This is a genomic window from Streptomyces sp. NPDC002104 (genome assembly GCF_053593795.1).
Window position 1 is genome coordinate 135,696 of record NZ_JBSFDF010000001.1, and the last position, 26,390, is coordinate 162,085.

18 protein-coding genes and 1 riboswitch are annotated in these 26,390 nt (G+C 73.1%); of the genes, 8 read left to right on the top strand and 10 right to left on the bottom strand.

Annotated elements, in window-relative coordinates; translation table 11 throughout:
• Window positions 1-18: 18 nt before the first annotated feature.
• Entirely contained in the window at window positions 19-1,929 is a 1,911-nt protein-coding gene (locus ACWCP2_RS00635) for an acyltransferase domain-containing protein (protein WP_450906386.1), read from the bottom strand.
• 216 nt (window positions 1,930-2,145) lie between these two features.
• On the opposite strand from ACWCP2_RS00635, the gene ACWCP2_RS00640 reads away from it, so the two are divergent.
• Window positions 2,146-2,796, top strand: a complete 651-nt coding sequence (locus ACWCP2_RS00640) for a hypothetical protein (RefSeq protein ID WP_450906387.1) — start codon at window positions 2,146-2,148, stop codon at window positions 2,794-2,796.
• Window positions 2,797-2,873: 77 nt separating this feature from the next.
• Here ACWCP2_RS00640 and ACWCP2_RS00645 read toward each other — a convergent pair whose 3' ends face one another.
• Window positions 2,874-4,553 (bottom strand): carbohydrate binding domain-containing protein, encoded by a 1,680-nt coding sequence (locus ACWCP2_RS00645; protein WP_450906388.1) that lies wholly within the window; start codon window positions 4,551-4,553, stop codon window positions 2,874-2,876.
• A gap of 295 nt (window positions 4,554-4,848) precedes the next feature.
• Between ACWCP2_RS00645 and ACWCP2_RS00650 the strand changes: the two genes are divergently transcribed.
• From ACWCP2_RS00650 to ACWCP2_RS00665, 4 genes are all read left to right on the top strand, one after another.
• Window positions 4,849-5,805, top strand: coding sequence for a GlxA family transcriptional regulator (locus tag ACWCP2_RS00650; RefSeq protein WP_450906389.1), 957 nt, complete (start codon window positions 4,849-4,851; stop codon window positions 5,803-5,805).
• A 166-nt stretch (window positions 5,806-5,971) separates the two neighbouring features.
• Window positions 5,972-6,970, top strand: a complete 999-nt coding sequence (gene gap / locus ACWCP2_RS00655; protein ID WP_450906390.1) for a type I glyceraldehyde-3-phosphate dehydrogenase — start codon at window positions 5,972-5,974, stop codon at window positions 6,968-6,970.
• Between the two features lie 220 nt (window positions 6,971-7,190).
• On the top strand, window positions 7,191-11,186 hold the full coding sequence (locus ACWCP2_RS00660) for a Pls/PosA family non-ribosomal peptide synthetase (protein ID WP_450906391.1): 3,996 nt from the start codon (window positions 7,191-7,193) through the stop codon (window positions 11,184-11,186).
• A gap of 88 nt (window positions 11,187-11,274) precedes the next feature.
• On the top strand, window positions 11,275-12,612 hold the full coding sequence (locus tag ACWCP2_RS00665; protein ID WP_450906392.1) for a M1 family metallopeptidase: 1,338 nt from the start codon (window positions 11,275-11,277) through the stop codon (window positions 12,610-12,612).
• Here ACWCP2_RS00665 and ACWCP2_RS00670 read toward each other — a convergent pair.
• From ACWCP2_RS00670 to ACWCP2_RS00690, 5 genes are all read right to left on the bottom strand, one after another.
• Entirely contained in the window at window positions 12,609-12,971 is a 363-nt protein-coding gene (locus tag ACWCP2_RS00670; RefSeq protein WP_450906393.1) for a hypothetical protein, read from the bottom strand. The two genes, ACWCP2_RS00665 and ACWCP2_RS00670, sit on opposite strands and share 4 nt — an antisense overlap.
• 595 nt (window positions 12,972-13,566) lie before the next feature.
• Window positions 13,567-14,064: an FxLYD domain-containing protein gene (locus ACWCP2_RS00675; protein ID WP_450906394.1), complete on the bottom strand. Its 498-nt coding sequence runs from the start codon at window positions 14,062-14,064 to the stop codon at window positions 13,567-13,569.
• On the bottom strand, window positions 14,061-14,492 hold the full coding sequence (locus ACWCP2_RS00680) for a hypothetical protein (protein WP_450906395.1): 432 nt from the start codon (window positions 14,490-14,492) through the stop codon (window positions 14,061-14,063). The genes ACWCP2_RS00675 and ACWCP2_RS00680 overlap by 4 nt, the downstream gene beginning before the upstream one ends.
• Window positions 14,493-14,540: 48 nt before the next feature.
• Window positions 14,541-16,271 (bottom strand): SulP family inorganic anion transporter, encoded by a 1,731-nt coding sequence (locus ACWCP2_RS00685; protein ID WP_450906396.1) that lies wholly within the window; start codon window positions 16,269-16,271, stop codon window positions 14,541-14,543.
• 151 nt (window positions 16,272-16,422) lie between these two features.
• A complete protein-coding gene (locus ACWCP2_RS00690; protein WP_450906397.1) occupies window positions 16,423-16,914 on the bottom strand; it encodes a DUF1269 domain-containing protein in 492 nt (163 codons plus the stop codon).
• Between the two features lie 220 nt (window positions 16,915-17,134).
• Window positions 17,135-17,357, top strand: a riboswitch (cobalamin riboswitch).
• Between the two features lie 172 nt (window positions 17,358-17,529).
• Here ACWCP2_RS00690 and metE point away from each other — a divergent pair.
• A complete protein-coding gene (gene metE, locus ACWCP2_RS00695; protein ID WP_450906398.1) occupies window positions 17,530-19,851 on the top strand; it encodes a 5-methyltetrahydropteroyltriglutamate--homocysteine S-methyltransferase in 2,322 nt (773 codons plus the stop codon).
• Window positions 19,852-19,965: 114 nt separating this feature from the next.
• Here the strand turns inward: metE and ACWCP2_RS00700 are convergent, their stop codons facing one another.
• A complete protein-coding gene (locus ACWCP2_RS00700) occupies window positions 19,966-21,396 on the bottom strand; it encodes a nucleobase:cation symporter-2 family protein (protein ID WP_450906399.1) in 1,431 nt (476 codons plus the stop codon).
• A 406-nt stretch (window positions 21,397-21,802) separates the two neighbouring features.
• On the bottom strand, window positions 21,803-22,522 hold the full coding sequence (locus ACWCP2_RS00705; RefSeq protein ID WP_450906400.1) for a helix-turn-helix domain-containing protein: 720 nt from the start codon (window positions 22,520-22,522) through the stop codon (window positions 21,803-21,805).
• A gap of 318 nt (window positions 22,523-22,840) precedes the next feature.
• Between ACWCP2_RS00705 and ACWCP2_RS00710 the strand changes: the two genes are divergently transcribed.
• Window positions 22,841-24,307, top strand: a complete 1,467-nt coding sequence (locus ACWCP2_RS00710; RefSeq protein WP_450906401.1) for a nucleobase:cation symporter-2 family protein — start codon at window positions 22,841-22,843, stop codon at window positions 24,305-24,307.
• A gap of 36 nt (window positions 24,308-24,343) precedes the next feature.
• Here the strand turns inward: ACWCP2_RS00710 and ACWCP2_RS00715 are convergent, their stop codons facing one another.
• Window positions 24,344-25,648: a DUF2254 family protein gene (locus tag ACWCP2_RS00715; protein WP_450906402.1), complete on the bottom strand. Its 1,305-nt coding sequence runs from the start codon at window positions 25,646-25,648 to the stop codon at window positions 24,344-24,346.
• 172 nt (window positions 25,649-25,820) lie between these two features.
• On the opposite strand from ACWCP2_RS00715, the gene ACWCP2_RS00720 reads away from it, so the two are divergent.
• Window positions 25,821-26,336: a hypothetical protein gene (locus ACWCP2_RS00720; RefSeq protein WP_450906403.1), complete on the top strand. Its 516-nt coding sequence runs from the start codon at window positions 25,821-25,823 to the stop codon at window positions 26,334-26,336.
• The last annotated feature ends 54 nt before the right edge of the window (window positions 26,337-26,390 follow it).

Sequence of the window (26,390 nt, forward strand, 5' to 3'; positions counted from 1 at the left end):
AGCACCAACGCAGTGCGGTCACCCGCCCGGGCGGCGGCCGGCCGGGACCGGAAAGGGCCGGGCGCCGGGCGCCGCCGCAGGCAGGTCCAGGAGCAGCCGCTCCCGTACGGGAACCACCGCGCGCGAGTCGACCGGGGCGCCCAGGACGGCGAGCCGGGCGAGCGCCAGGACGAAGCTGCGTCCGTCGTCCGGCGCCTCCCCGGCGACGGGGACGACGTGGACGTCGCCGTGACCGGAGAGGGTGCGGCGGACCGAGGTCAGGAGCGAGTCCCCGCCGCTCACCTGGAGGAAGACGCGGGCCCCCCGGGCGTAGGCGGTGCGGACGGCATCGTCGAAGCGGACGGGCGAGGACGCGTGCCGGACCCACAGGGCGCGCAGCCGTTCGGGGTCGGCGCAGACCTCCGCGTTCACGGACGAGACGAACGGCACGGCGGGGACGTCGATGCGGCGCAGGGCGAGGCCCGAGCGCACGGCCTCCTCGGCCCGGGCCTGCCGCGGGGAGTGGAAGGCGTTCGACACGTCGAGCGCCACCGTGACGACCCCGGCCCGGGCGCAGGCCTCCCGCAGGGCGGCGAGACCTTCCGGGGTGCCGCTGACCACGACCTGCCGCGGCTGGTTGAAGCAGGCGGGCCACACGCCGGCGATGCCGTCGGCGAGCCGCCGGCAGCTCTCCTTGTCGGTCTGCACGGCGAGCATCCCGCCCGGGAGCCCGGTCCCGGCCCGCCGCAGGGCCGCGCCCAGGTGCACCAGCAGCCGGACGGCGTCCACCTGGTTCAGCGCCCCGGCCGCGGCGGCGGCCGCGAACTCGCCCGAGCCGTGGCCCAGGGCGAGGTCGGGGGTGATCCCGCAGTCGGCGAGGACCCGGGTGGCGGCGATCTGGACGGCGCCGAGCAGGGGCTGGCACACCTCGGTGGCGGCGAGCCTGCGCCCGAGCTCCCCGTTGTCCACGGGGAACGGCTGGAAGACCCCGGACGTCCGGGAGGTCCGGTACCGGGAGGCCTCGCCGTACAGCAGGTCGGCGAGGTCGAAGCCGAGGCCGGCCCGGGACACGGCGCTCAGGACGCAGACGGCCGAGCGGTAGGCGGGGAACCGGGCGTACAGGTCCCGCATCATGTCCGGCCGCTGACTGCCCTGACCGGGGAAGAGGAAGACGGTACGGCGCTGCGCGGCCGGCAGCGGGGCATCGGCGGCGAAGGCGCCGTCGCCGAGGTCGCCCCGGGTTCCGGCGAGGAGCTGCTCACGGGCGTGGCGCAGCCGCAGAAGGAACCCGGCGGTGCCGGTGGCCACGACGGCGAGCCGGGCCGTCAGCGGCGCCCGCGTGCCTAGGGTGTGGGCCACGGCCGCCAGCGGCGTACGGTCCGCCGCGTCGAGTACGCCGAGTAGCTCGCCGATGTACTGGTCCAGGCGCTCGGGGCTGCCGGCCGAGAGGAGGACGAGGTGAGGTTGCCCGGAGTCCCCGCTCCTCCAGGAGTCCCCGGCACGGCCCGGAAACCGGGCGCGCTCCGGAAACCGGGCGGGGTCCGGAAACCGGGCTGGGTCCGGAAACCGGGCGGGACCCGGTCCGGGGTGCTCCTGCGGCACCGCGCGGAGGGTGGTGCGGCCGGCTCCGGACGAGCCGACGCCGGCCCGCCTCGGGGCGCCGCCGCCCTTGATCACCGCGTAGACGCGGTCGCCGGCGGCGAGGGCGTCGGCGAGGGGCCGCAGGACGACGACGTCGGTGCCCTCGCCGAGGACGAACCCGTCGGCGCCGGGGCCGGGAGCGAGGTCGAGGCGCACACCGCCGACGAGGGCGATCCGGCAGGAGCCCCGGCGCAGCCGGGCCACGGCCCGGTCGAGGGCGACGAGCGGGCCGAGGGAGGCGGCGTCCACGGCGAAGCCGGGTCCGGCCGGGCCGAAGGGGGCGAGTCCGATGATGGCGATGTCAGTCATGGCGGTCTGCCTCCGGTCCGGGTGGCGTCGCTCCCGCGGTGCGCGGGACGGTCGCTCTCCACCGTGCCCGGAGCGGGCGCGACGCCGTAGACCCGGCTATTCGTCACTTGACAGGCGCGGCCGCCGGTGGTGACCCCGCACGGCAGGTGCGGTCCGGGGGTGCGGCGTACGTTGGGAGGGGGAGAGGACAACGCCCGCTGCAGGAAGGGCCGACCGATGGCGGACACGGCTGGTGCCCACGGCACGAACAAGGTGGCGCAGTTCCTGGAGAGCCCCTTCGTGGGGCTGTCCCCCTGGATCGTCTTCGCCTTCGTGGTGGGGCCCGGGCGCTTCGAATGGGCGGTGGGGCTGGCCCTGGCCATCTCCGTCTGCCTCGTCGTCGGCAGCCGTCTGCTCCGTCCCGGATCCTCCGTGAAGATCCTGGAGATGGCCGACGTCGTGTTCTTCGCGATCCTGACGGTGGTCGGGGCCTTCGCCAGTGACGGCACGCGCCGCTGGCTGGAGACGTACGCGGGCGAGATCTCGAACATCGCCCTCTTCGTCATCGCTCTGGGTTCGATCCTGGCCGGGGTGCCGTTCACCCTCCAGTACGCCCGGGAGCAGGTCGACCGGAAGTTCTGGGACTCGCCCGTCTTCAAGCGGACCAATTACCTGATCACCGGGGTCTGGGGGCTGGCCTTCCTCATCAACGCGATCGTGGGGGCGTACGGCGACCTCGTGCTGCGCGACCCGGACAACATGTGGACCGGCTGGATCATCCAGATCCTCACCATCGTCGGAGCCCTGCGCTTCACCGAGAAGTACCCGGAGGTCGTACGGGCCCGGGTCCGGGCCGGCGCCGAAGGGCAGGCCCCGACCGGTTCCTGACCCGGGCCCGCCCCGCAACGCGGAGCGGGGGCCGCCGCGGAACACCGCGACGGCCCCCGCTGCCGCGGGGCTGTGGATCAGCCGGTGAAGCCGGCCGTGATGGAGGTGAACTGCCAGTCGCTCTGCGCGATGCCCGAGCAGGTCTCCTGCAGGCCGCCGCCGGGGCAGCCGCGGTCGCGGTTCACCGACCAGAAGGCGAGGCGCGCGATGTGGTGGGAGTTGGCCCAGTTGCGGATGTCGGTCCAGTTCTGGACGGTGGTGGTCTCCTGGGTGTCGCTGATGCCGTTCATCCCCGAGATGCCGATGTGGGAGTACGCGGTCGCGTCGTCCCAGCCGTAGACGGACTTCAGCTTGGCCTTGAGGCCCTCGGTCGCGCTGACGGTGCTGGCGTACATGTCCGTCGAGGCGTTGCCGAAGTCGAACGGCATGATCGTGAAGACGTCGATGCCGGCGTTCAGCGCCTTGGACTGCTCGATCAGCCGGTTGCCCCAGCTGGTCGGGCCGGTGGTGGCGGTGCCGAAGGTCAGGATGGTCTTCAGGCCGGGGTTGTTCGCCTTGACGATCTTGAGGGCGCCGAGGATGCGGTCCTGGACCACGGCGTTCTCGAACTCGTCGGTGTTCTCTATGTCCACGTCGATGGCCTTGAGCCCGTACGCGCTGATGACCTGCTGGTACGCGCCGGCCAGCGCCTCGGCGCTGGAGCAGTTGGGGCCGAGCTTGTTGCCCTGCCAGCCGCCGATGGAGGGCACGACGTCGCCGCCCGCCGCGCGGATCGAGGCGATGGTGCTCTGGTCCACGCCGCCGGTCAGCGGGCGCTGACCGTCCCAGGAGGCGTTGCAGCCGCCGGAGGAGAGGATGAACGCCATGGTGAACCACTTGGTGCCGGTCGCGTTCATCACGGTGGTCGGGCTCGGCGGGTTGCCCCAGCCGAGGTAGAGGTACGGCGCGGCCTGCTTGAAGCCGGCCGGCGGCGTGGTCCCGGTGTCGGTGGTGACGTTGACGGTGTTCGAGGCGGCCGAGGTGTTCCCGGCGGCGTCGCGGGCGCGCACGGTGAACGCGTAGGCGGTGCTGGGGGTCAGGCCGGTGACGGTCGCGCTGGTGGTGCCCGAGGTGGCGACCTTGGTGGCGCCCTGGTAGACGTCGTAGCCGTTCACGCCGACGTTGTCGGTGGACGCGGACCAGCTCAGGGACGCCGTGGTGGAGGTCTTGCCGGTGGAGGTGAGGCTGCCGGGCACGGTGGGCGCCTGGGTGTCGGCGGTGCCGCCCGGGCCGTCCAGGGTGATGTCGTCGGCGTTGTAAGTGCCCTGTCCGTACCAGCCGTTGAGGTAGACCTCGGCGCTGGTCTGGGAGGCGCCGGTGGTGAAGGAGACGCTCAGCTTGGTGTAGGAGGCGGCCGAGGGGGTCCAGGTGGAGGCACCGCCGGTGACGCCGAGGTAGACGTAGCTGCCCTTGACCCAGGCCGAGAGCGTGTAGGTGGTGTTCGGCTGTACGGCGACGGTCTGGACGCACTTGGCGTTGTCGCTCGCACTGGCCGCGCCGGCCAGTGCCTTGCTCCCGCCGTGCACGGGCGAGCCGACCACGGATCCCAGCCCGCCGGAACAGGCCCAGCCGGCCGTGGTGCCGGACTCGAAGTCGCCGTTCGTGAGGACGTTGGCGCCGAAGGCCGCCCCGGGGGAGGTCAGGACCGCGGCCGCGCCGAGGAGGGAGGCGCCGAGGGCGCAGGCCAGCCGTGTACGGGTTCGGGTAGGGGTACGCAAGGAAGTGCCTCCAGTGGAATGGGGGGACGGCGTGGGGCGCGAAGCGTGGGCGTGCGGCCCGCCGGGGACGCGTGGGGACGGGGCGGCGGGCCCCGTGGGTGGGGGGCCTTCGGCCGGGCGGGCGGGGGGAGTTGACGTCGTGTCCGCTTCGAGTGCGCTCCGTGGCCGGGAACCTAATCCTCCGGAAGGACCGCCGTCAACAGGTCTGGACCAACTGATAGGTGGTTATCTCAATCGGAAGGTTTACTAACCGTGATGCTTGACAAGCCTCCCGCCCCTTCGGAAGCATGTCGCGGTGCCAGCCTCCCGCCCCCACCACGTCGCCGTCCTCGTCCTCGAAGGGGCGAAGCCCCTCGACGTCGGCATCCCCGCGCAGGTCTTCACGACCCGCGCGAGCATGCCCTACGAGGTCCGCGTGTGCGGCGCCGCCCCGGGGCTGGTGACCGGAGGTGACGGCCTGTCGTACTCCGTCGCCCACGGCCTCGAAGCCCTCGCCTGGGCCGACACCGTCTTCGTCCCCGGCTACCGGTTCCCCGACCGCGAGGACCCGCCGCGGGCCGTCGTCGAGGCGCTGATCGCCGCCCACGACCGGGGCGCGCGGCTCGCCGCCATCTCCACCGGGGCCTTCGCCCTCGCCGCCACCGGCCTGCTCGACGGCAAGCGCGCCACCACGCACTGGCACTACACCCGGGCGCTCGCGGCGAAATGGCCGCTGGTCCGGGTCGACGAGAACGTCCTGTTCGTCGACGAGGGCTCCGTACTGACCTCGGCCGGCGCCGCCTCGGGCATCGACCTGTGCCTGCACGTCCTGCGCAGCGACCTGGGGGTCGCCGCGTCGAACCACACCGCCCGCCGCCTGGTCGCGGCCCCCTACCGCAGCGGCGGGCAGGCCCAGTACGTGCAGCGCAGCGTCCCCGAGCCGCTCGGCCCGCGGTTCGCCGCCACCCGCGAGTGGGCGCTGCACCGGCTCGGCGAACCCCTCACCCTGGAGCTGCTCGCCCGGCACGCGGCGGTGTCCCCGCGCACGTTCTCGCGGCGGTTCGCCGAGGACACCGGCTACACGCCGATGCAGTGGGTGATGCGCGCCCGCATCGACGTGGCCCGCGAACTGCTGGAGCGCTCCGAGCGCAGCGTGGAGCAGATCGCCGCGGACGTGGGCCTGGGCACCGGCGCGAACCTGCGCCTGCACTTCCAGCACATCCTGCGGACCACACCGAGCGAGTACCGCCGCACGTTCGCCCGGGGCGAGTGAGGGGAGGCACGGGAGGCGCCCAGGTCCCCGGGGGTGTCCTGCCGGTCCGGCCCGCCCGCCCCCGTGGCGCGATCCTTGCGGACCGTGGCGATCGCGCCGCTGTCGCGGGCGCCCCGGACCGGCGAACCTGGTGACGAACCCAAGGGACAGGGAACAGGGAGACACCATGACTCGCATCGCCATCAACGGATTCGGCCGCATCGGACGCAACGTGCTCCGCGCACTGCTCGAGCGCGACAGCAAGCTCGACGTCGTCGCCGTGAACGACCTCACCGAACCCGCCACCCTCGCGCGGCTGCTCGCGTACGACACCACCTCCGGCCGGCTCGGCCGGCCGGTGAGCGTCGACGGGGACGCCCTCGTCGTCGACGGCCGCCGCATCAAGGTGCTCGCCGAGCGCGAGCCGTCGCAGCTGCCCTGGGCCGAGCTCGGCGTGGACATCGTGCTGGAGGCCACCGGCCGGTTCGCCACCGCCAAGGCCGCGAGCGCCCACATCGACGCCGGTGCCAAGAAGGTGCTCGTCAGCGCACCGGCGGACGGTGCCGACCTCACGCTCGCGTTCGGCGTGAACAGCGACTCCTACGACCCGGCGCTGCACACGATCGTCTCCAACGCCTCCTGCACGACCAACGCCCTCGCGCCGCTGGCCGCCGTACTGGACGAACTCGCGGGAATCGAGCACGGGTTCATGACCACGGTGCACGCCTACACGCAGGAGCAGAACCTCCAGGACGGCCCGCACCGCGACCCCCGCCGCGCCCGCGCCGCCGCCGTGAACATCGTGCCGACCACGACGGGCGCCGCCAAGGCCATCGGCCTGGTCCTGCCGAACCTGGACGGCAAGCTCTCCGGCGACTCGATCCGCGTGCCCGTCCCGGTGGGGTCCATCGTCGAGCTGAACACCACCGTCGCCCGCGACGTGACCCGCGAGGAGGTCCTGGAGGCCTACCGCACCGCGGCCGAGGGCCCGCTCGCCGGCGTGCTGGAGTACTCGGACGACCCGCTCGTGTCCTCCGACATCACGGGCAACCCCGCCTCCTCCATCTTCGACTCGCAGCTCACCCGCGTCGAAGGCCGCCACATCAAGGTGGTCGCCTGGTACGACAACGAGTGGGGCTTCTCGAACCGCGTCATCGACACGCTCGAACTCCTCGCGAGCCGCTGAGGCCGGGCCAAGGCCCAGCAGGCGCGCCGCGGACCGGGTTTCCGGTCCGCGGCGCGCTGCCTTGTACCGCCCCTTCCCGGCCACGCGCAAGCCTTGAGACAGAAAATCCTTGATGTCGCACTAGACTGGCGGGTTGTTTGGCGCTGGACCGGAACAACCTGGGCAGACCCGGGCTCCGCCCGGCGACCCGGAGGCTTCCGGGAACACGACGCGAGGGCCGATGGCAGTCACACCAGAGCACGGTGAAGTCACTCTGCTCGACGACGCGACCGGGCTCGGCGAAGAGCCCCTGGCCGGGCCCGGGACCGGGTCCGGGGACGCGCACGCCGCCGACGCCGGGGAGACGCCCGCCGAGTCCGGCAAGTCGGCCCTGTTCACGGCCGGACCCGCCGCCCCGGCCCGTACCCTCGTCGACGTCTTCGAGGCCTCCGTACGGGCCCACCCCGACGAGCTCGCCCTGGACGACGGAACCACCCGGCTGACCTACCGGGCGCTCGCCGCCGAGGTGGAGCGACGGCGGCGCGCCCTCGCGGACGCCGGAGTGGGGCTCGGGGACCGGGTCGGCGTGCGGGTGCCGTCCGGCACCAACGAGCTGTACGCGGGCATCCTGGCCGTCCTGGCGGCGGGCGCCGCCTACGTGCCCGTGGACGCCGAGGACCCGGACGAGCGGGCCGACCTGGTCTTCGGCGAGGCCGGAGTACGGGCCGTACTGGGCGCCGGCCAGCGCATCGAGGCCGCCGCGCCCGGCAAGGGCCCCGCAGCCGCCCCCGCAGGGGCTCCCGCGGCCCGCCCCGGCCCCGAGCACGACGCGTGGATCATCTTCACCTCCGGCTCCACCGGCAAGCCCAAGGGCGTGGCCGTCAGCCACCGCAGCGCCGCCGCCTTCGTGGACGCCGAGGCGGCCCTCTTCCTCACCGAGGAGCCCATCGGCCCCGGCGACCGGGTCATGGCCGGGCTGTCCGTGGCCTTCGACGCCTCCTGCGAGGAGATGTGGCTGGCCTGGCGCTACGGCGCCTGCCTGGTCCCCGTCCCCCGCTCGCAGGTCCGCAGCGGTGCCGACCTCGGCCCCTGGCTGGCCGAGCAGGAGATCACCGTGGTCTCCACGGTGCCCACCCTGGCCGCCCTGTGGGAGCCCGAGGCACTCAACGAGGTCCGGCTGCTGATCTTCGGCGGCGAGGCCTGCCCGCCCGAGCTCACCCAGCGCCTGGTCACCGAGGGCCGCGAGGTGTGGAACACCTACGGCCCCACCGAGGCCACGGTCGTCGCCTGCGCCTCCCTGCTGACCGGCGAGGAACCGATCCGCATCGGCCTCCCGCTGAACGGCTGGGAACTGGCCGTGGTCGACGAATCCGGCGAACCGGTGCCCATGGGCGGCAGCGGCCAGCTCGTCATCGGCGGCGTCGGCCTGGCCCGCTACCTCGACCCCGAGAAGGACGCGGAGAAGTACGCCCCGCTGGAATCCCTCGGCTGGGAACGCGCCTACCGCAGCGGCGACCTCGTCCGCGCGGAACCCGACGGCCTGGTCTTCCTGGGCCGCGGCGACGAGCAGATCAAGCTCGGCGGCCGCCGCATCGAGCTGGGCGAGGTGGACGCCGCCCTCCAGGCCCTGCCCGGGGTCGCCGGCGCCGCCGCCGCCGTCCGCACCGCGCGCAGCGGCAACCAGCTCCTCGTCGGCTACCTGGTCACCCAGGACGGCTGGGACCACGCGGCGGCCGTGACCCGGCTGCGCGCCGAGCTGCCCGCGGCCCTCGTACCGCTGCTCGCACCGGTCGAGGAGCTGCCCACCCGCACCTCCGGCAAGGTCGACCGGAACGCACTGCCCTGGCCGCTCCCCGAACTGGAGACCAGCGGACCCACCGAGCAGCTCTACGGGACCGAGGCCTGGCTCGCCGAGCAGTGGAGCGAGACCCTGGGCGTGGCCGTCACCGGCGCCGCCGACGACTTCTTCGCCATCGGCGGCAGCAGCCTCGCCGCCGCCCAGCTCACCACCCGGCTGCGCACCCGCTACCCGAGCGCGGCCGTCCTCGACATCTACCAGCAGCCCACCCTGCGCAAGCTCGCCCGGCACCTGGAGAAGTCCGCGCAGGACGACGGGGCCGTGCGGACCATCGCCCCCGTGCCGCTGCGGACCAAGGTGTTCCAGTCCCTGCTGCTGCTCCCGCTGTTCACCCTGGTGGGCCTGCGCTGGACGGTGGCCGTGCTCGCCCTGGGCAACGTCCTGCACTGGTTCGGGGCCTACCCGTGGGCGCCCGCCGCCTCCTGGTGGCTCGTCACCGCCGGCGCCGCACTGCTCTTCAGCCCGCCCGGGCGCCTGGCGATCGCGGCCGGCGGAGCGCGGCTGCTGCTGCGCGGGGTGAAGGCGGGCCGCCACCCGCGCGGCGGAAACGTTCACCTGCGGCTGTGGACGGCCGAGCGGCTGGCCGAGTACTCCGGCGCGACCTCCCTCACCGGCTCCTGGCTGGAGCGCTACGCCCGCGCCCTGGGTGCCAAGATCGGCCCCGAGGTCGACCTGCACTCGCTGCCGCCCGTCACGGGCATGCTCAAACTCGGCCGCGGCTGCGCCGTGGAGTCCGAGGTGGACCTCTCCGGCCACTGGCTGGACGGGGACCGGCTGGAGATCGGCACCGTGAAGGTCGGCGCGGGCGCCGTGGTCGGCACCCGCAGCATCCTCTTCCCCGGCGCCCGCGTCGGCAAGCGGGCCGAGGTGGCCCCCGGCTCCGCCGTGGTCGGCCAGATCCCGACCGGCCAGCGCTGGGCCGGAGCCCCCGCCGGGAAACTCGGCAAGGCCAAGCGGAACTGGCCCAAGGAGCGCCCGCCGCGCGGTCTGTTCTGGCGCGCCGCCTACGGAGCCGCCGGCTTCTGCCTCACCTCCCTGCCCGTGGTCGCCGCCCTGCCCGCCCTCCTGGTGGCGGCCCGGTTCGTGCCCGCCGACGCCGGAGCGGGCCGGGCTCTGGCCGGAGCGCTGCTCGCCGTGGTGCCGGGGGCGCTCGCCTTCGGGTTCGCGTACGCGGCCCTGATCCTGGTCTCCGTACGCCTCCTCAGCCTCGGGCTGCGCACGGGCGTCCATCCGACGCACAGCAGGATCGGCTGGCAGGCCTGGACGGTCACCCAGCTGATGGACCTCTCCCGGGAAACCCTCTTCCCCCTGTACGCCGGGCTGATCACCCCGGTGTGGCTGCGGCTCCTCGGCATGAAGATCGGCCGGGGCGCCGAGGTGTCCACCGTGCTCGCGCTGCCGAGCCTGACCACCGTCGGCGAGGGTGCCTTCCTCGCCGACGACACCCTGACCGCCCCCTACGAGCTGGGCGGCGGCTGGCTGCGGATCGGCCACTCCGAGATCGGCCGCCGGGCCTTCCTCGGCAACTCCGGGATGACCGCGCCGGGCCGCTCCGTACCGGACGACGGGCTCGTCGGCGTCCTGTCCGCCACCCCGAAGAAGGCCAAGAAGGGCAGCTCCTACCTGGGCCTGCCGCCGGTCCGGCTGCCGAGGTCCACCGCGGACTCCGACCAGAGCCGCACCTACGATCCGCCCGCGCGGCTGCTGTGGGCGCGCGGGCTGGTCGAGCTGTGCCGGCTCGTCCCGGTGTTCTGCTCGGCGGCCCTGGCCGTCCTGGCCGTGGCCGCGTTCTGCGCGCTGGCCGCGGCGGACGGGCCCGGACCGTGGGTGACCGCGCTGCTGTCCGGAGCGGTCCTGCTCGCCGCCGGTACGGCCGCGTGCGCGGTCTCGGCGGCCGCGAAGTGGCTGCTGGTCGGCCGGCACGGGACGGGCGAGCACCCGCTGTGGAGCGGCTTCGTGTGGCGCAACGAACTGGCCGACACCTTCGTCGAGGTGCTGGCCGTACCGTGGCTGATCGGCTCGGTGCCCGGCACTCCGGTGCTGTCCCTGTGGCTGCGCGCGCTCGGCGCCCGGATCGGCCGGGGCGTGTGGTGCGAGAGCTACTGGCTGCCCGAAACCGACCTGGTCACCCTGGGTGACGCGGTGACCGTGAACCGGGGCTGCGTGTTGCAGACGCACCTCTTCCACGACCGGATCTTGAGGACGGATACTGTGGTCCTCCGCGAGGGCGCCACCCTGGGCCCGGGTGGAATCGTCCTGCCCGGGAGCACGGTCGGGGCCCGCAGTACCCTGGGTCCCGCCTCCCTCGTGATGGCAGGGGAATCCGTTCCCGCCGACACCCGCTGGCTCGGCAACCCGATCGAGGCCTGGCGGTCCTGAACGCAGGGCCCGGGCGATCGGCACCCGACCTCCGGGCCCGGCACCACCAGCACGTCGTACGAGCACAACGCAGGGAGCGGAAGCGGCAGTGAACGGCCAGAAGACAGCGGCATCGGACCCGTACTTTCCGGCCAACGGCGACCCCCGTTACCGCGTGCACCGGTACGAACTCGCTCTGGAGTACCGTCCCGGCCCCAACCGGCTCGCCGGGACGGCCCGGCTCAGCGCGATCGCCGGGCGGGCGTCGCTCACCGAGTTCCACCTCAACCTGGCCGAGTTCAAAATAGGACGCGTCCTGGTGAACGGCCGCGCCCCGCACTACAGCCACCGCGGCGGCAGACTCCGGATCCGGCCGCCCAAGCCGCTGGCCGCCGGCGCCGCCTTCACCGTGGAGGTGCACTGGGCGGGCAACCCCACCCCGGTGCGCAGCCCCTGGGGCGGGATCGGCTGGGAGGAACTGACCGACGGGGCGCTGGTGGCCAGCCAGCCCGTCGGCGCGCCCTCCTGGTATCCCTGCAACGACCGGCCCGCGGACAAGGCCTCGTACCAGATCTCGGTCAACACCCCCTCCGCCTACACCGTCGTGGCCGGCGGCAGGCTGCTCACGCGCACGACCCGGGCCTCCACGACCACCTGGGTGTACGAGCAGCCCGCGCCCACCTCCACGTACCTGGTCGGCCTGTCCATCGGCATGTACCAGACGGTGCTGCTCGGCGATCCCGGGCTCGGCGGAGTTCCGCAGAGCGCCCACGTACCGGCGCACCTGCTGCCCCGCTTCTCCCGCGACTTCGCGCGGCAGCCCGCCATGATGCAGCTGTTCGAGGAGCTGTTCGGCCCCTACCCCTTCGGCGAGTACGCGGTGGTCGTCGCCGACGAGGAGCTGGACGTGCCGGTGGAGGCGCAGGGGCTGTCCCTGTTCGGCGCCAACCACGTGGACGGCGTACGCGGCTCCGAGCGGCTCGTCGCCCACGAGCTCGCGCACCAGTGGTTCGGCAACAGCGTGACCATCGCCGACTGGCGGCACATCTGGCTCAACGAGGGTTTCGCGAAGTACGCGGAATGGCTCTGGTCCGAGCGCTCGGGCGGTCGCACCGCGCACGAACTGGCGGCCGCCGCACACCGTTTGCTGTCCGGACAGCCGCAGGACCTCCTGCTGGCCGACCCGGGACGCAAGCTGATGTTCGACGACCGCCTCTACCAGCGCGGCGGCCTGGCCGTGCACGCGATCCGCTGCGCGCTGGGGGACGGCCCGTTCTTCCGCATGCTGCGGGAGTGGGGCACCGTGCACCGCCACGGCGTGGTCACCACGGCCGGCTTCACCGCGCACGCGGCGCGCTACGCGGCCGAACCGCTGGAGGACCTGTTCAGGGCCTGGCTCTTCGAGCCGGCCCTCCCGCCGCTGCCCTCGCCGGCCGGGGCGCTCTAGAGCCATCCCTTCTTCTTGACGAAGACGAAGGTGCCCAGCGAGGCGGCCAGGACGGTGCCGAGCAGGACCGGCAGCGCGAAGAAGTTGTCGAAGCCGTACTCGTTGAGGTGCTCGAAGTTGGCGCCGGGGATCGCGGCGAAGGTCGACGGGATGACGAACATGAGGGTCAGGGCCGTCAGCTTGCGGTTCTCGACGGTGGACTTGACCTGATCTTCCGTCAGCTTGTTCAGGCGGTCCATGTCCTTGTTGAAGTCGCGCAGTTCGTCGCGGATCTCGTGCAGGACGGCCAGGGCCCGGTCCTGCTCCTCGGCGGTCGTGGCGGTGGGGTTGGCGTGGGTGAACGTGGTGTTGATGGTCATGACAGTGCTTCCTTCGCTGAAAGGTGAAATGTGAAAGGGGTACGGGGTACCGGACATGGCTGTGCCCGGACAGGGCGGAGCGGCCAGGGGGCGCCCCGGGAAAGGGTGATCACAGGGCCCGGGGTATGACGGACGGGCCCGCCGGAAGGGCAGGGCGCACGGGGTTGCCGGAACGGGCCGGAGAAGGTGTGACGGCTGGGCACGGAGCGCCTGGGACCGCCGGGGACCGCCGGGGGAGAGAGCTCTGGCTACGCGAAGACGCGGATCAGAGCGCGGCGGAGGACGAGGCGACGCGGCGCGGCTGGTTCAGTGGACTCGGACTGTGATCCATGGGGCGATCGCCTCCTCTCGGCAGGGCGCAGGTCATACGCGGTCGCGGCCATCGGCCATCGGATGGGCGAGCGCGGTGCACTCACGGGCGGCGACACCTCAACGCTAACAGCAGCTCACGGGCACAATCCGGGCCCTTGGTCCCACCGGCAGGGCCGAAGGTCCCGGACGGCACCGGCCGTGCGGCCGCCCCGCACGGCGAAGGGCCCCGCCCCGCACGGTGAAACTCCGTGCGGTACGGGGCCGGGGCGGCCGACGGCCGGGGTCAGTACCGGAGCGCGGTGCCGACGGTGGCGCGCACCTCGCCCGAGAGCTTGCGGGTGCTGCGCGCCGTCGCGTCCTTGGACTGCCCGGCGGGCACGTCGGAGACGGTGACGACCACCGTGTCCAGCGCATTGCCGGAGGCGTCCTTGTAGTCGACCTGGACGGCGAAGGACTTCGTCGATCCGTCGGTGTTGCGGGCCGTGACGGTGACGGCCGACCGTCCGTCGCCGTCGGCGGTGACCGCGCCGAGCGTCACCGCGTCCTGGGCGTCGACGCCGTCCTTGACCTCGGCCAGCTTCTTCTTCGCGGCCGCTGTGGCCGAGTCGACGGCATCGGCGGCCTGCGACTGGGCCGAGGCCGCGGCGGAGGCCGCCTTGGACACTCCGGCCGACACGTCGCCGTCCGAGTCGGAGCAGCCGGCCGTCGTGGCGAGGACCGCCGCCGCGAGCAGGGCGACGCAGGCGCCGCGGACGGCCTTCTGGTGGTGTGCGGGGGTCACGGGCACGTGACACCGGCCGAGGCCGCGACGAGGGTCTCGTCGAACTTCTGGATCTGGGGCTTGAGCTGGGTCAGGGCCTGGGATCCGGTGGTGTCGCCCGGCAGGTTCCCGAAGCCGGACTTGAGGTCGCCGACGGCGGAGCCCACCGCCGACTTCTTCGCGGAATCCAGGTCCTTGAGGGAGGAGTTGACCTTGTCCCAGTCCGTCTGGACCGCGTCGACGGCGTCCTTGATCTGGTCCTTCGTCGCGGAGGCCGGGTCCAGCGCGGCCAGCTTGGCCTGGTCGGCCTTCAGGGTGGACAGACCGGTGCAGAGCTCCGAGGCGGCCTGGGTCGCCTGCGCCTTGGGGCTCGGGTCGTCCGAGGAGCAGGACGTGAGGAACAGGGCCGCGGCCGCACCCAGGGCCGCGGCGATCGGGAGACGCTTCATGGAAATCCTTCCCATTTCGGAACTTCTGGATAAAACCTGACACACAAACTAATGAGCTGCATCCGGGGGGAGTTCGGACCTCGGAACCCCGGCCCCGGCGGCCGCCACCGCCGCGTCCACGGTGGGGTGGACCTCGCGCACGCCCAGGCGGGCGCCGAGCGGATGGCGGGCCAGCTCGGCGGCGGCCGGTGAGCGCAGCCGGGCCAGGTGCAGGGCGACGCCCTGCCCGTCGAGTTCCTCGCGGAGCTCCTCGAGGGTGTCCAGGACGGGAACTCCGAGCTGGAAGCAGGCGGTCAGGTCCAGGACCACGGCCCGGGGCGCCGCCGGGGCGGTCCGCATACGCTCCAGCACGGCCAGCCGTACCCGGTTGACGTTGCCGAAGAACAGGCTGCCGTCGGGGCGCAGGACCAGTACGGCGGGGTCGGTGGCGGCGTCCTCGTGCCCGGTGGTGTCGCCGTACAGCCGGGTCCCGGGCAGCCGGCCGAGGACGGCGACGTCGCGCCGGCCGGCGGCGCCGATGAACAGGGCGAGGGAGAGGGCGACGGCGAGCAGCAGTCCGGGCAGCAGGTCGAAGAGGAGCACGCCGAACAGCGAGGTGAGCGCGACCCACAGGCTGCGCCGGTCCAGGCGGAGGTAGCGGCGCAGCTCGTCGACCCGCAGGAAGCCGCGTACGGCGAAGATGACGATGGCGCCGAGGACCGGCTCGGGCAGGTCCGTGAACAGCGGGGTGAGGAAGGCGCCGGTCAGCAGGATCAGCCCGGCCGCGATCAGGGAGACCATCGGGGTCCGGCCGCCCGCTCCGGCCGCGGCCGCGCTGCGCGAGGCGCTGCCGGAGACGACGAACCCGCGGAACAGCCCGACGGCGATGTTGCTGAGGCCGATGGCCGCCATCTCCCGGTTGGCGTCCACCTCCTGGCCGTGTTCCCGGGCGAAGCGGCTGGCGATGCTGAAGGCCTCGGCGAAGACCACGAGGGCCACGCCCAGGGCGCCCCCGGACAGGGCGATCCAGTCGGCGGCCGGGATCCCCGGCAGGTGGGGGACCGGCACGGCCGGGGGGATGTGCCCGACGGTGTCGACGCCGTGGTCTTCGAGGTCGAGGGCGGCCGACAGCAGGAGGGCCGCCACCAGGACGATCAGGGAGGCGGGCAGGCGGGGCGCGAGGCGTTCCAGCACGAACAGCAGGGCCAGCGCGCCCGCCCCGACGGCCAGAGTGGCCAGGGACCAGTGCGGGGCCCCCGACAGGACGGTCCACAGCCGCTCGAAGAAGGTGCCGTCACCGCCCGGCACCCCGACGAGCTTCGCGGCCTGCCGGACGACGATCGTCAGGGCCATGCCGAACAGGAAGCCCACCAGGGCCGGTTCGGCGAGGAAGCTGGTGAGGAACCCGAGCCGGGCCAGCCCCGCCGCCAGCAGCACCGCGCCGACGATCACCGCGAGGGCGGCCGACAGCCCGACGGCGTCCTGCGGGGCGGGACCGACCGCCGAGACGGTGGCGGCCGAGAGGACCGCGGCGGCCGAGGTGGCCCCGATGAGCAGGAAGTTGGAGCGGCCCAGCAGCGCGTACACGAGGAGGGCGACCGGGGCCGCGTAGAAGGCGTTCTGCGGCGGGACCCCGGCGATCTGCGCGTAGGCGACGCACTCGGGCACGATCAGCGCCCACGCGGTGAGGGCGCCCAGCGTGTCGCCCCGCAGCCATCTGCCGCGGTAGCGGCGCAGCCAGGGGGCGAAGGAGCCCGCCCCGTCCTTGTCGTGCGGTCCTGCTGTCCGCGGAACGCTCACCGCTCGGGCCCCTTCCTCAGATCCTCGGGTCGGTGGACATCCCGCAACGGGGCGGGGTCACCGCCGCGGCCCGGGACCGGGGAGGAGTCCCCGGTCCCGGGCCACGGCGTCACGGCGTCACGGCGTCGTCAGGGCCCCCGGCGGCGCCAGCTCAGGCGGCGAAGACCTCGCGGAGCTGCTGCTCCTGCGTGCCGGAGAGGTTGGAGCGGATCAGCTGGGCCTGCCCGCCGGGGAAGGCGCCGCGGACCCGCTCGACCACGGCGTCGGAGGAGAGCAGGAACAGCGCCGAGGTCCCGGGCTTCACTTCGGACTTCACCGTGTCGATGAACTGGTCGTCGATGCCGACGTCGGAGAGCGATCCGCCGATGGCCCCGGCCGCGGCGCCCACGGCGGCGCCGAGCAGCGGCACGAAGAACAGGAGCCCGAAGAGCATTCCCCAGAAGGTGCCGGAGAGCGCGCCCGCTCCCGTGAGGCTGTTCAGCTGCTGGGTCTTCGGCTTCTCGGCCCCGTCGCGCCAGGTGACGACCGCCGCGTCGTGCACCTGTATCAGCTGTTCCTTCTGCAGGGCGAGCAGGGCGGACTCCGCCTGCTGCGCTCCCTCGGGTGTGGGGAACTTCCAGACGGTGAGAGTGGTGGATGCCACGTAACGCTCCAGTTCATGGACGGTGTTACCGGCGTCCAGTACAACCCAGAATCCGACAATTCACCATAATTAGAATTAAGCTAACTTTCTGTTATCTGTCGGGCCGTCAGTGTGATTCGCCCGTTCGGCGGTGCCCGGCCCGCCGGTCTCGCGCCCATCCGTGTCCCACGTCACCGTCCGGCATGCGGGAAGTCGTGTTCATTCCCCGGGCGGTCGGCCTAGTGTGGGCCCCGCAGCTGGTTCGCCCCCGTCCGCCAGGCGGGAGGCGTCGTAAGAGGGAACCCGGTGGGAATCCGGGACTGCCCCGCAGCGGTGAGTGGGAACGACCGCCGTCATACGCACTGGGACCGGAACCGGTCCTGGGAAGCGACGGCCAGTAGGTGGGGGCCCTTGTGGTCCGCGCGCCCGCGAGTCCGAAGACCTGCCCGTTGCCCGTGCGCGATCGACCGCGCACGGTTTCCCGGTGACCTCGTGGGCGGGTCGGCGTGCACCTCGGACGGACCCCTCCGTCGCGTACCCCGTCGTACGCGACCTCGCGGCCCGCCCGCTGCCGCACCCTTCGCGTCCGCGACCCGTCACCGGGTTCATGGAGACACGCTCGCGAAGGAGAGTTCCGTGACCACCGAGTCCGCAGCCGCGCCCGTAGGGGCCACCGTGTACGGCTACCCCCGCCAGGGACCCAACCGGGAACTGAAGAAGGCGACCGAGGGCTACTGGAAGGGCCGCGTCAGCGCCGAAGCCCTCCGCGAGACCGCCCGCGACCTGCGCCGGGCCAACTGGGCCCAGCTCGCCGAGGCCGGCATCACCGAGGTTCCGACCGGTGACTTCTCGTACTACGACCACGTCCTGGACACCACGGTCATGGTCGGCGCGATCCCCGGCCGCCACCGGTCCGCCGTCGAAGCGGACGCCCTGGACGGCTACTTCGCGATGGCCCGCGGGACGCAGGACGTGACCCCGCTGGAGATGACCAAGTGGTTCGACACCAACTACCACTACCTGGTCCCCGAACTCGGACCCGACACCGTCTTCACCGCCGAACCGGCCAAGCAGGTCGCGGAGCTGAAGGAGGCCCTGGCCCTCGGGCACACCGCCCGCCCGGTCCTCGTCGGCCCGGTGACCTACCTCCTCCTCGCCAAGCCCGCGCCCGGCGTGGCGGCCGGCTTCGATCCGCTCGCCCTCCTCGACCGGCTGCTGCCCGTCTACGCCCAGGTCCTCGCCGCCCTGCGCGCCGCGGGAGCCTCGTGGGTCCAGCTCGACGAGCCCGCCCTGGTCCAGGACCGCACCCCGGCCGAACTGAACGCGGCCGCCCGCGCCTACCGCGAGCTCGGCGCGCTCACCGAGCGCCCCAAGCTGCTCGTCGCCTCCTACTTCGACCGGCTCGGCGACGCCCTGCCCGTCCTGGCGAAGGCGCCCGTGGAGGGCCTCGCCCTCGACTTCACCGGCCGGGCCGCCGCCAACCTCGACGACCTCGCCGCGGCCGGCGGCATCCCCGGCAAGCGGCTCGTCGCGGGCGTGGTGGGCGGCCGCAACATCTGGATCAACGATCACCGGAAGTCGCTGACCACCCTCGGCACCTTGCTCGGCCTCGCCGACCGGGTGGACGTGGCCGCCTCCTGCTCCCTGCTGCACGTCCCGCTCGACGCCGACGCCGAGCGGGACATCGATCCGCAGATCCGCCGCTGGCTCGCCTTCGCCCGCCAGAAGACCGCCGAGATCACCACGCTGGCCCGGGGTCTCGCCGCGGGCACCGACGCCATCGCGGCCGAACTCGCCGCGAACCGGGCCGACCTGGCCTCCCGCGCCGCCTCCCGGATCACCCACGACCCGGCGGTCCGCGCCCGTACCGCGGCGATCACCGACGCCGACGGCCACCGCGCCCAGCCCTACGCCGAACGGGCCGCCGCCCAGCGCACCCACCTGGGCCTGCCGCTGCTCCCCACCACCACCATCGGTTCCTTCCCGCAGACCACGGAACTGCGCACCGCCCGCGCCGACCTGCGCGCCGGACGCATCACCGAGGCGGCCTACGAGGACCGCATCCGGGCCGAGATCCGCGAGGTCGTCTCCTTCCAGGAGAAGACGGGCCTCGACGTGCTGGTACACGGAGAGCCCGAACGGGCCGACATGGTGCAGTACTTCGCCGAGCGGCTGACCGGCTACCTCGCGACCCAGCACGGCTGGGTCCAGTCGTACGGCACCCGCTACGTCCGCCCGCCGGTCCTCGCCGGGGACGTCTCCCGCCCCGATCCGATGACCGTCCGCTGGACCGCGTACGCCCAGGAGCAGACGGCCAAGCCGGTCAAGGGCATGCTCACCGGGCCCGTGACCATGCTCGCCTGGTCCTTCGTACGCGACGACCAGCCCCTCGACGAGACCGCGCGCCAGGTCGGACTCGCCCTGCGCGACGAGGTGAAGGACCTCGAAGCGGCCGGCACGTCCGTCATCCAGGTCGACGAGCCGGCCCTGCGCGAAACCCTGCCGCTGCGCGCCGCCGACCACGCCGGCTACCTGGCATGGGCCACCGAATCCTTCCGCCTCACCACCAGCGGCGTCCGACCGGACACCCAGATCCACACGCACATGTGCTACGCGGAGTTCGGGGACATCGTCGGGGCCATCGAGGACCTCGACGCCGACGTCATCAGCCTGGAGGCGGCCCGCTCGCACATGCAGGTCGCCGACGAGCTCGCCGGCGCGGGCTACCCCCGCGAGGTCGGCCCCGGAGTCTGGGACATCCACTCCCCGCGCATCCCCTCGGCCGGGGAAGCGGCGGCCCTGCTGCGCAAGGGACTTGGGGCGATCCCCGCCGAACGGCTCTGGGTCAACCCCGACTGCGGTCTGAAGACCCGGGGCTGGTCCGAGACGCGGGCCTCACTGGAGCACCTCGTCGAGGCGGCCCACCGGGTGCGCTCGGAGATCCCGCCGGGCGCCTGACCGCGCGGAAGGACGGCCGGCACACGGGGCATCCGTGTGCCGGCCGCCGGTACGCCTGTACGCCGGTGGCGTGGGCGCGGTGGGCCGGTGCGCCGGCCGGGGCCCTTCCCGGGGTCAGTGCACGGACGCGGTGGACGCGGGCTCCTTCTCCGGAATGTCGTCCTGACCGGCGCGGCCGATGTGGTTGAAGGCGAGGTTGAGCAGTACCGCGGCGACGCAGCCGGTGCTGATGCCAGAGTCGAGGATGATGCGCATGCTCTCCGGGAAGCCGTGGTAGAAGCCGTCGCTGGCCATGGGGATGACGCCGACTCCGAGGCTGATGGCCACGATGAGGACGTTGTCGCCGCGTTCGAGCCCGGCCTGGGCGAGGGTCTGGATGCCGCTGGCGGCCACGGTGCCGAACAGGGCGAGGCCGACGCCGCCGAGGACGGGCTGCGGCACCAGGGAGACGACCGACGCGAGGAACGGGCACAGGCCCAGGAGGATGAGGATGCCGCCGCTCGCGGCCACGACGTAGCGGCTGCGGACCTTGGTGATGGCGACCAGACCGACGTTCTGCGCGAAGGCGCTGGCGGCGAAGCCGTTGAAGAGCGGGCTCAGCGCGGTGCCCAGGCCGTCCGCGCGCAGCGCCGCGGCGAGGGTCTTCTCGTCCGCCGGCTTGTCGACGATCTGGCCGAGGGCGATGACGTCGGCGGTGCTCTCGGTCATGGAGACGATCATCACGATCATCATGGAGACGATCGCGGCGACGGCGAACTGCGGTGCCCCGAAGTGGAAGGGCGTGGGGAAGCCGATCACGTCCGCGTCGGCCACGGCGCTGAAGTCCGCGAGGCCCAGGGGCAGCGCGATCAGGGTGCCGGCGAGGAGGCCGAGCAGGATGGAGATCTGCTTGAGGAACCCGCGCAGCACCCGGCGCAGCACCACGGTGATCAGCAGGGTCACCGCGGCGAGGCCGATGTACTTGACGTCCCCGTAGTCCGCGGCCTTCGGATTCCCGCCCTGGGCCCAGTTGAAGGCGACGGGCAGCAGGGACAGGCCGATCAGCGTGATCACGGTGCCGGTGACCACGGGCGGGAAGAACCGGATGAGCTTGCAGAACCAGGGGGCGAGCAGGAAGCCGAACACACCGGCCACGATCACGGCCCCGTAGATCACGGGCAGTGCGTCGTCGGGGCCCTCCGCCTTGGCGATGGCGAGCATCGGCGCCACACCGGCGAAGGAGACGCCGTTGACGAATGGCAGGCGGGCGCCGATGTTCCAGAAGCCGAGCGTCTGCAGCAGGGTGGCGATGCCCGCGGCGAAGAGGCTGGCGCTCATCAGGAACGCGATCTCGCCCTGACTCAGCCCCACGCCGATGCCGACGACCAGGGGCGGGGCGACGACACCGGCGTACATGGCCGCCACGTGCTGGAGGCCGGCGCCGAGGAGCTTCCCGAAGGGCAGGGTCTGGTCGACGGGATGCTTCGCGGCGGGGGGCGTGTCGGACGGCGTGCTCGGGTCCGGGGCGGGTGCCGGGGCGGGGCCGGGTGCGGCGGTGGGTGACATGGAAGGTACCTCCAGGACTGCTGTGGCACGGCGGTCGCCGGGGCGGGGCGCGCTGAGGCGCGGCCGGTGCCTCGGGGGGCCGTGTGGACTGGTGCGACGACGCAGTCGAGCGGGCGGCAGAAGGGCCCGGGGGCATGGAGATGCCCGGAGTGACGGGGAACGGGGGAGCTGACCGAGTTGCCCGAGCCGGGGTGCCGTGGGGTGAGCGAGCCCCGACGGCCCTGCCAGAAGACTGCTTGAACGGATCGTCCACGATGCGGAAAGCAGTTTCCGTATGGCTGGGTGGCTCTAGTGCCTCACGCGGAGGGGGCCGTGTCAAGACCCGGGATCCGGGAGGTGGGTGGGGTGCGGGCGGGGTGCGGGCGGGATCCGGGTGGTGTCCGGGTGGTGTCCGGGTGGGGCGGGGTCAGGCTCCCCGCGGCCGCAGCTGCCGCCACAGGTGTTCGTCGATCCGGTCGAGGAAGGCCAGGGCCTCCCGTTCGACGGTTTCGGCCGCGGAGCCGGTCCGGCCGTGGTTGTCGATCCGCTGGTACTCCAGGTGGAGCTGCTCCAGGGCCTGGTGGATCTCCGCCGGTTCCACGGGCACGATCTTCCCGACGGGGCGTACGTAGTTCGGCCACCACCCGGTGACCGCCTCGCGCAGCAGCACGCGCAGCTGTCCCGTCCGCCCGCACGCCCCGACGTAGCAGGCGGGCGGCGGCCGGAGCACCTCGAACAGCGCCCGGGTCTGCCGTCCCGACCCGCGCCAGCGATTGCGCCGTTCCGCTTCGGCGTAACGGTCGCGCGTCATGCCGACCCCCACGGCCGCCTGCTCCACGGTCAGCCCGAGGAGCGTCCGGCACTGCAGGAGCGTGACCGGTTCGGCGAGCAGCTCGCCCGGCGAACACCACAACGCGGCTGCCAGCGCCTTGACCTGATGGTCAGTCGGGATCTGCGTGCCCTGCTCCCAGGCCAGCAGGATGCCGGGGTGGAGCGGATGCCCCTGGAAGGCGGATACGGCCCAGGCGACCTGGCCGGGCGTGAGTCCGAGCCGCTCGCGCACGCCGGCGGCGCGGCGCGGCTCCAGTGGGGGATAGGGGGACATGTCGCCCGCGGAGGGGCTGCGGAGATCGTCTTGGGAGGGCATAGCCGCACACCGTAGGGCGAGAGGGCTCCGCGGCCAAGATCCGGTGGGCTTGTGCGTACATCCAAAGAATGGGAGGAATCGATTCGCGTCCCTGGAGGAGTTGACGGCCGGGGGGCCGGTTCGTAGGGTCGCTGTCGTCCACAGTGGAAAGTGAATTCCGCAATGAGGAATCTGGTCGTCTTCCGTACCCCGGAAACCGGCACGATTCCGTCTCCCTCCGGGCAAGTCCGTCCACTTGTCCGGCTCTTCCGGCCGTGCTTCGCCCCCGACCGTCCCCGCCGCCCGCCGGCCGGGAGGTCTCTCGGAGGGACTCTCCCCTTGCGCTCCCGTACGCCCTACCCGCACGAACGCTCCACCCCGTCGACACCGCGGACCCCACCCGTCCCCGTCCATCCCGCGGACGAAGTCCTGCCCCTGCGGCGGATGGTCCCCGCCGCCCTGCAGCACGTGGCCAGCATGTACGCGGGCCTCGCGGCGCCTCCGCTGATCATCGGGGGCGCCCTCGGCCTGACCGCGGGCCAGCTCACCGCCCTGCTCGCCGCGAGCCTCGTGGTCGCGGGCCTGGCCACCGTCGCCCAGACGCTCCGCTTCTGGGGCGTGGGGGCCGGGCTGCCCGTCACCAACGGCGTCTCCTTCGCCGTGGTGTCCCCGCTCGCGGCCGCCTCCGTGTCACGGGGGCAGGACACCCTGCCCCTGGTGTTCGGCGCCACCCTCGCCGCCGGAGCCGTCTGCTTCCTCCTGGCGCCGGCCTTCTGCCGGCTCCTGCGCTACTTCCCGCCCGTCGTCAGCGGCTCCGTCATCACCCTGGTCGGCCTCTCGCTGCTGCCGGTGGCCGGGGAATGGGCCCGGGGCGGCGACCCCGGATCCGCCGGCTACGGCTCACCGTCCAACCTCGCGCTCGCCGCCGGGACCCTCGCCGTCACGCTCCTGCTCCACCGGCTCCTCAGCGGACGCTTCCTGCAGCGCGTGGCCATCCTGCTGGGCCTCGTCGCCGGCACGGCCGCCGCGGTGCCGATGGGCAAGGTCGATTTCCAACCGCTGTCCCAGGCGCCGCTGTTCGCCTTCCCGGAACCCTTCGCCTTCGGCGCACCGCAGTTCGAGCTGCCGGTCATCGCCACCATGCTCGTCGTCATGCTCGTCTCCATGACGGAATCCACCGCCTCCCTGATCGCCGTGGGATCGGTCGTCGACCGGCCGGTCGACGCGCGCGTCATCGCCGGCAGCCTGCGCGCCCAGGGGCTGGGCACCGCACTCGGCGGCGTCCTGGGAGCCTTCGTGAGCACCGCCTACGCGCAGAACGTGGGCCTGGTGGCGATCAGCCGCATCCGCAGCCGGTACGCGGTCACCCTGTGCGGAGCGATCCTGGTCCTCATGGGGCTCGTACCGGTGCTGGGCTCGCTCGTCGCGCTCGTGCCGCTGCCCGTGCTCGGCGGGGCGGCGGTCGTCTTCTTCGGCTCGATCACCGTCGCCGGGATCCGGACCCTGACCAAGGCCTCCCTGGCCACCGGGCACAACGGCATCATCGTGTCCGTCGCCCTCGCCTTCGGTCTCTTCCCCGTCGCGTCGGCCGACTTCTACGAACGGCTCCCCGCGCCCGTCTCCATGGTGCTCGGGTCGGGCATCACGGCGGGATGCCTCGTCGCCGTCCTCCTCAACCTGCTCCTGAACCACTTCGGGCGGGGCAGCGAGGCGAACGAGAGCCACGTCCCCGCCGCCCAGGTCAACGCCTTCGAAGGGATCGGCGGTTCGCGGGCTCCCGGGGGCGGTGCCGTCACCTACCGCTGAGGGCCCTCCCGCCGGAGCCCCGCGCACTCCCGCTGCTCACGGCGCCGCGGAACGGGCCCAGAGCAGCGGGTACCTCTCCCGGCCCGCCCGGTCGACCCACTGGAGCCGCTCCCGTACGACCCCGCGCCGGCTCTCCGGGATCCGCTCCGCCAGCCTCCCCAGCAGGTCGTGCATCCTGCGCAGTGCCATCGGGGAGCCCGCGGCGGCGAAGAGGAGCTCGTCGACGGCGGTGCGTACGTACCGCTCCCAGTCCGGCACCGGGATCGTCACCCGCAACCGGCCGCCGGCGTCGGTGAACCGGCCGATGGCCAGGTCACGGCCGGAGAGCCGGGTCAGCAGGTCCTCGAGGCGGTCCAGACTGTCCGCCGCCGTGGCCGGGTCGTTGACCGCCGGGGAGAGCGCGCGCAGCGCGATGTCGGCGAGGAGCCGGAAGGGCAGGTCGGGGTCCTGATCGAAGGTGCGCTCGACTCCGGTCTCCAGGGCGCCGCGCAGCACCGCCTCGGGCAGCTCGCCGCCGGTCACCTCGGCGAGCGTGACGCCCCGCGACACGGTCGCGCCCGGGGCGACGAGGAAGGAGAGGGAGCAGCCGCGCCGCTCGGCCAGAGCGACCAGGGCGCGTACGTCGATCCGCTGCACCACCACCGCCGGGCCGGTCCACCGGACGGCGGTCGTGGTGGCGGCGGCTGCTGTTGCCGTCGCCGTACGCGTGGCCGCTCGTGCTTGCGCTTCCGCTTCCGCTTGCGCCTCCGTTTCCGGGTCGTACGGCCGTGGGTACAGGTCGTCGAACAGCCGGTGCGCGCGCGTGGCGATCGCGGTCAGGGAGTGGCCGAGCTGGATCGAGAGGAACGCCTTCGTCTGCAGGGTCCGCATGAGGGTGAGCGCGACCAGGGTGAGCACCATGGCGATACCCGGCACGAGGGTCGAGACGGCCGTCCTGCGGGCGCCGATGGCGAGCCCCGAGGTGATGCTGAAGACGAAAACGCCGACGGTGAAGGCGAACGTGCGCCACACGATGGGGTCGTCGCGGAAGAGGCCGAGGCGCGGAGTGAAGGTGCTGGCGGAGAACTGGACGACCAGGAACAGCATCGAATAGATGATGCTCACCAGGCTGATGACACCGAATCCGAGGGTGAACAGGAGCGTCACCACGGGCCCGGCATCCACCTCGGGTCCCAGCGAGAGCCGGGGGAGGAGCACCCCCAGGGCCGCTCCGGTGAGCGCGCACACGAGCTGGGCCAGATCACCGCGCATCGCGCGCGGGGGCGGGCGCAGCAGCGCGCCCCGCCCGCTGCGGCGTTCCCGGGTGCTGAGCCGTGCGGGGTCGTCGGCCGAGCCGGACATCCAGCCTCCTCCAGGTCCCGGTGCACGCACCCCTCCGCGGAGGATGCAACCACGGGAGCCGCCGGAGAAGGTGGCGAAATGCCGGATACAGGCAATTTCGGCTCACGGCCGTACACCTGGCGCCGACGGGGCCGCCGCGCGGTGGCCGGCGGCCGCCGGATAAGGTCCCGGCATGATCACGGCCCGAGCCGCGTCCGGCGCGCAGCGGGCCCGCCGTCCGGCGGGCGCGCTGCGACTGCTGTGGCTGGCCGCGCTGCTGTTCGCGTTCCTCTACACGCACGCCGCCGGAGCCGACAGCGCCTCGGCGCACGTCGCCCGCGGCGCTGTTCCGGTGGCCCACTTGGACGTCATCGGGCTCGACGGCACTGCGCTCCATGGGCCCGGAGGCGGCAGCGCGCACGGCGACGGCGAAGGCAGCGCGCACGGCGACGGCGAGGGCGGCGCGCACGGCGACGGCGAGGGCGGCGCGCACGGCGACCACGGCGGCGGCGCGCACGGGCATCCCGCCGAGGCGTGCGCCTCCGGTCACCCGCAGCAGGGTGCGGAGCTGCCCGCGCCGCCGCTGGATCCCCTCGGCGATCCGTCCCGCGCCGCCGGTGCGATGCGGACGGCCTTGTGGGAACGGACCGTTCCGTCCGGCCTTCCTCCGCTGCGCAGTGTCCTCGGCTCGGTGGTGCACCGGGTATAGGTCCGGGTTCCCCGACCCGACCCGACCCGACCCGACTCTCATCGAAGACCCGGT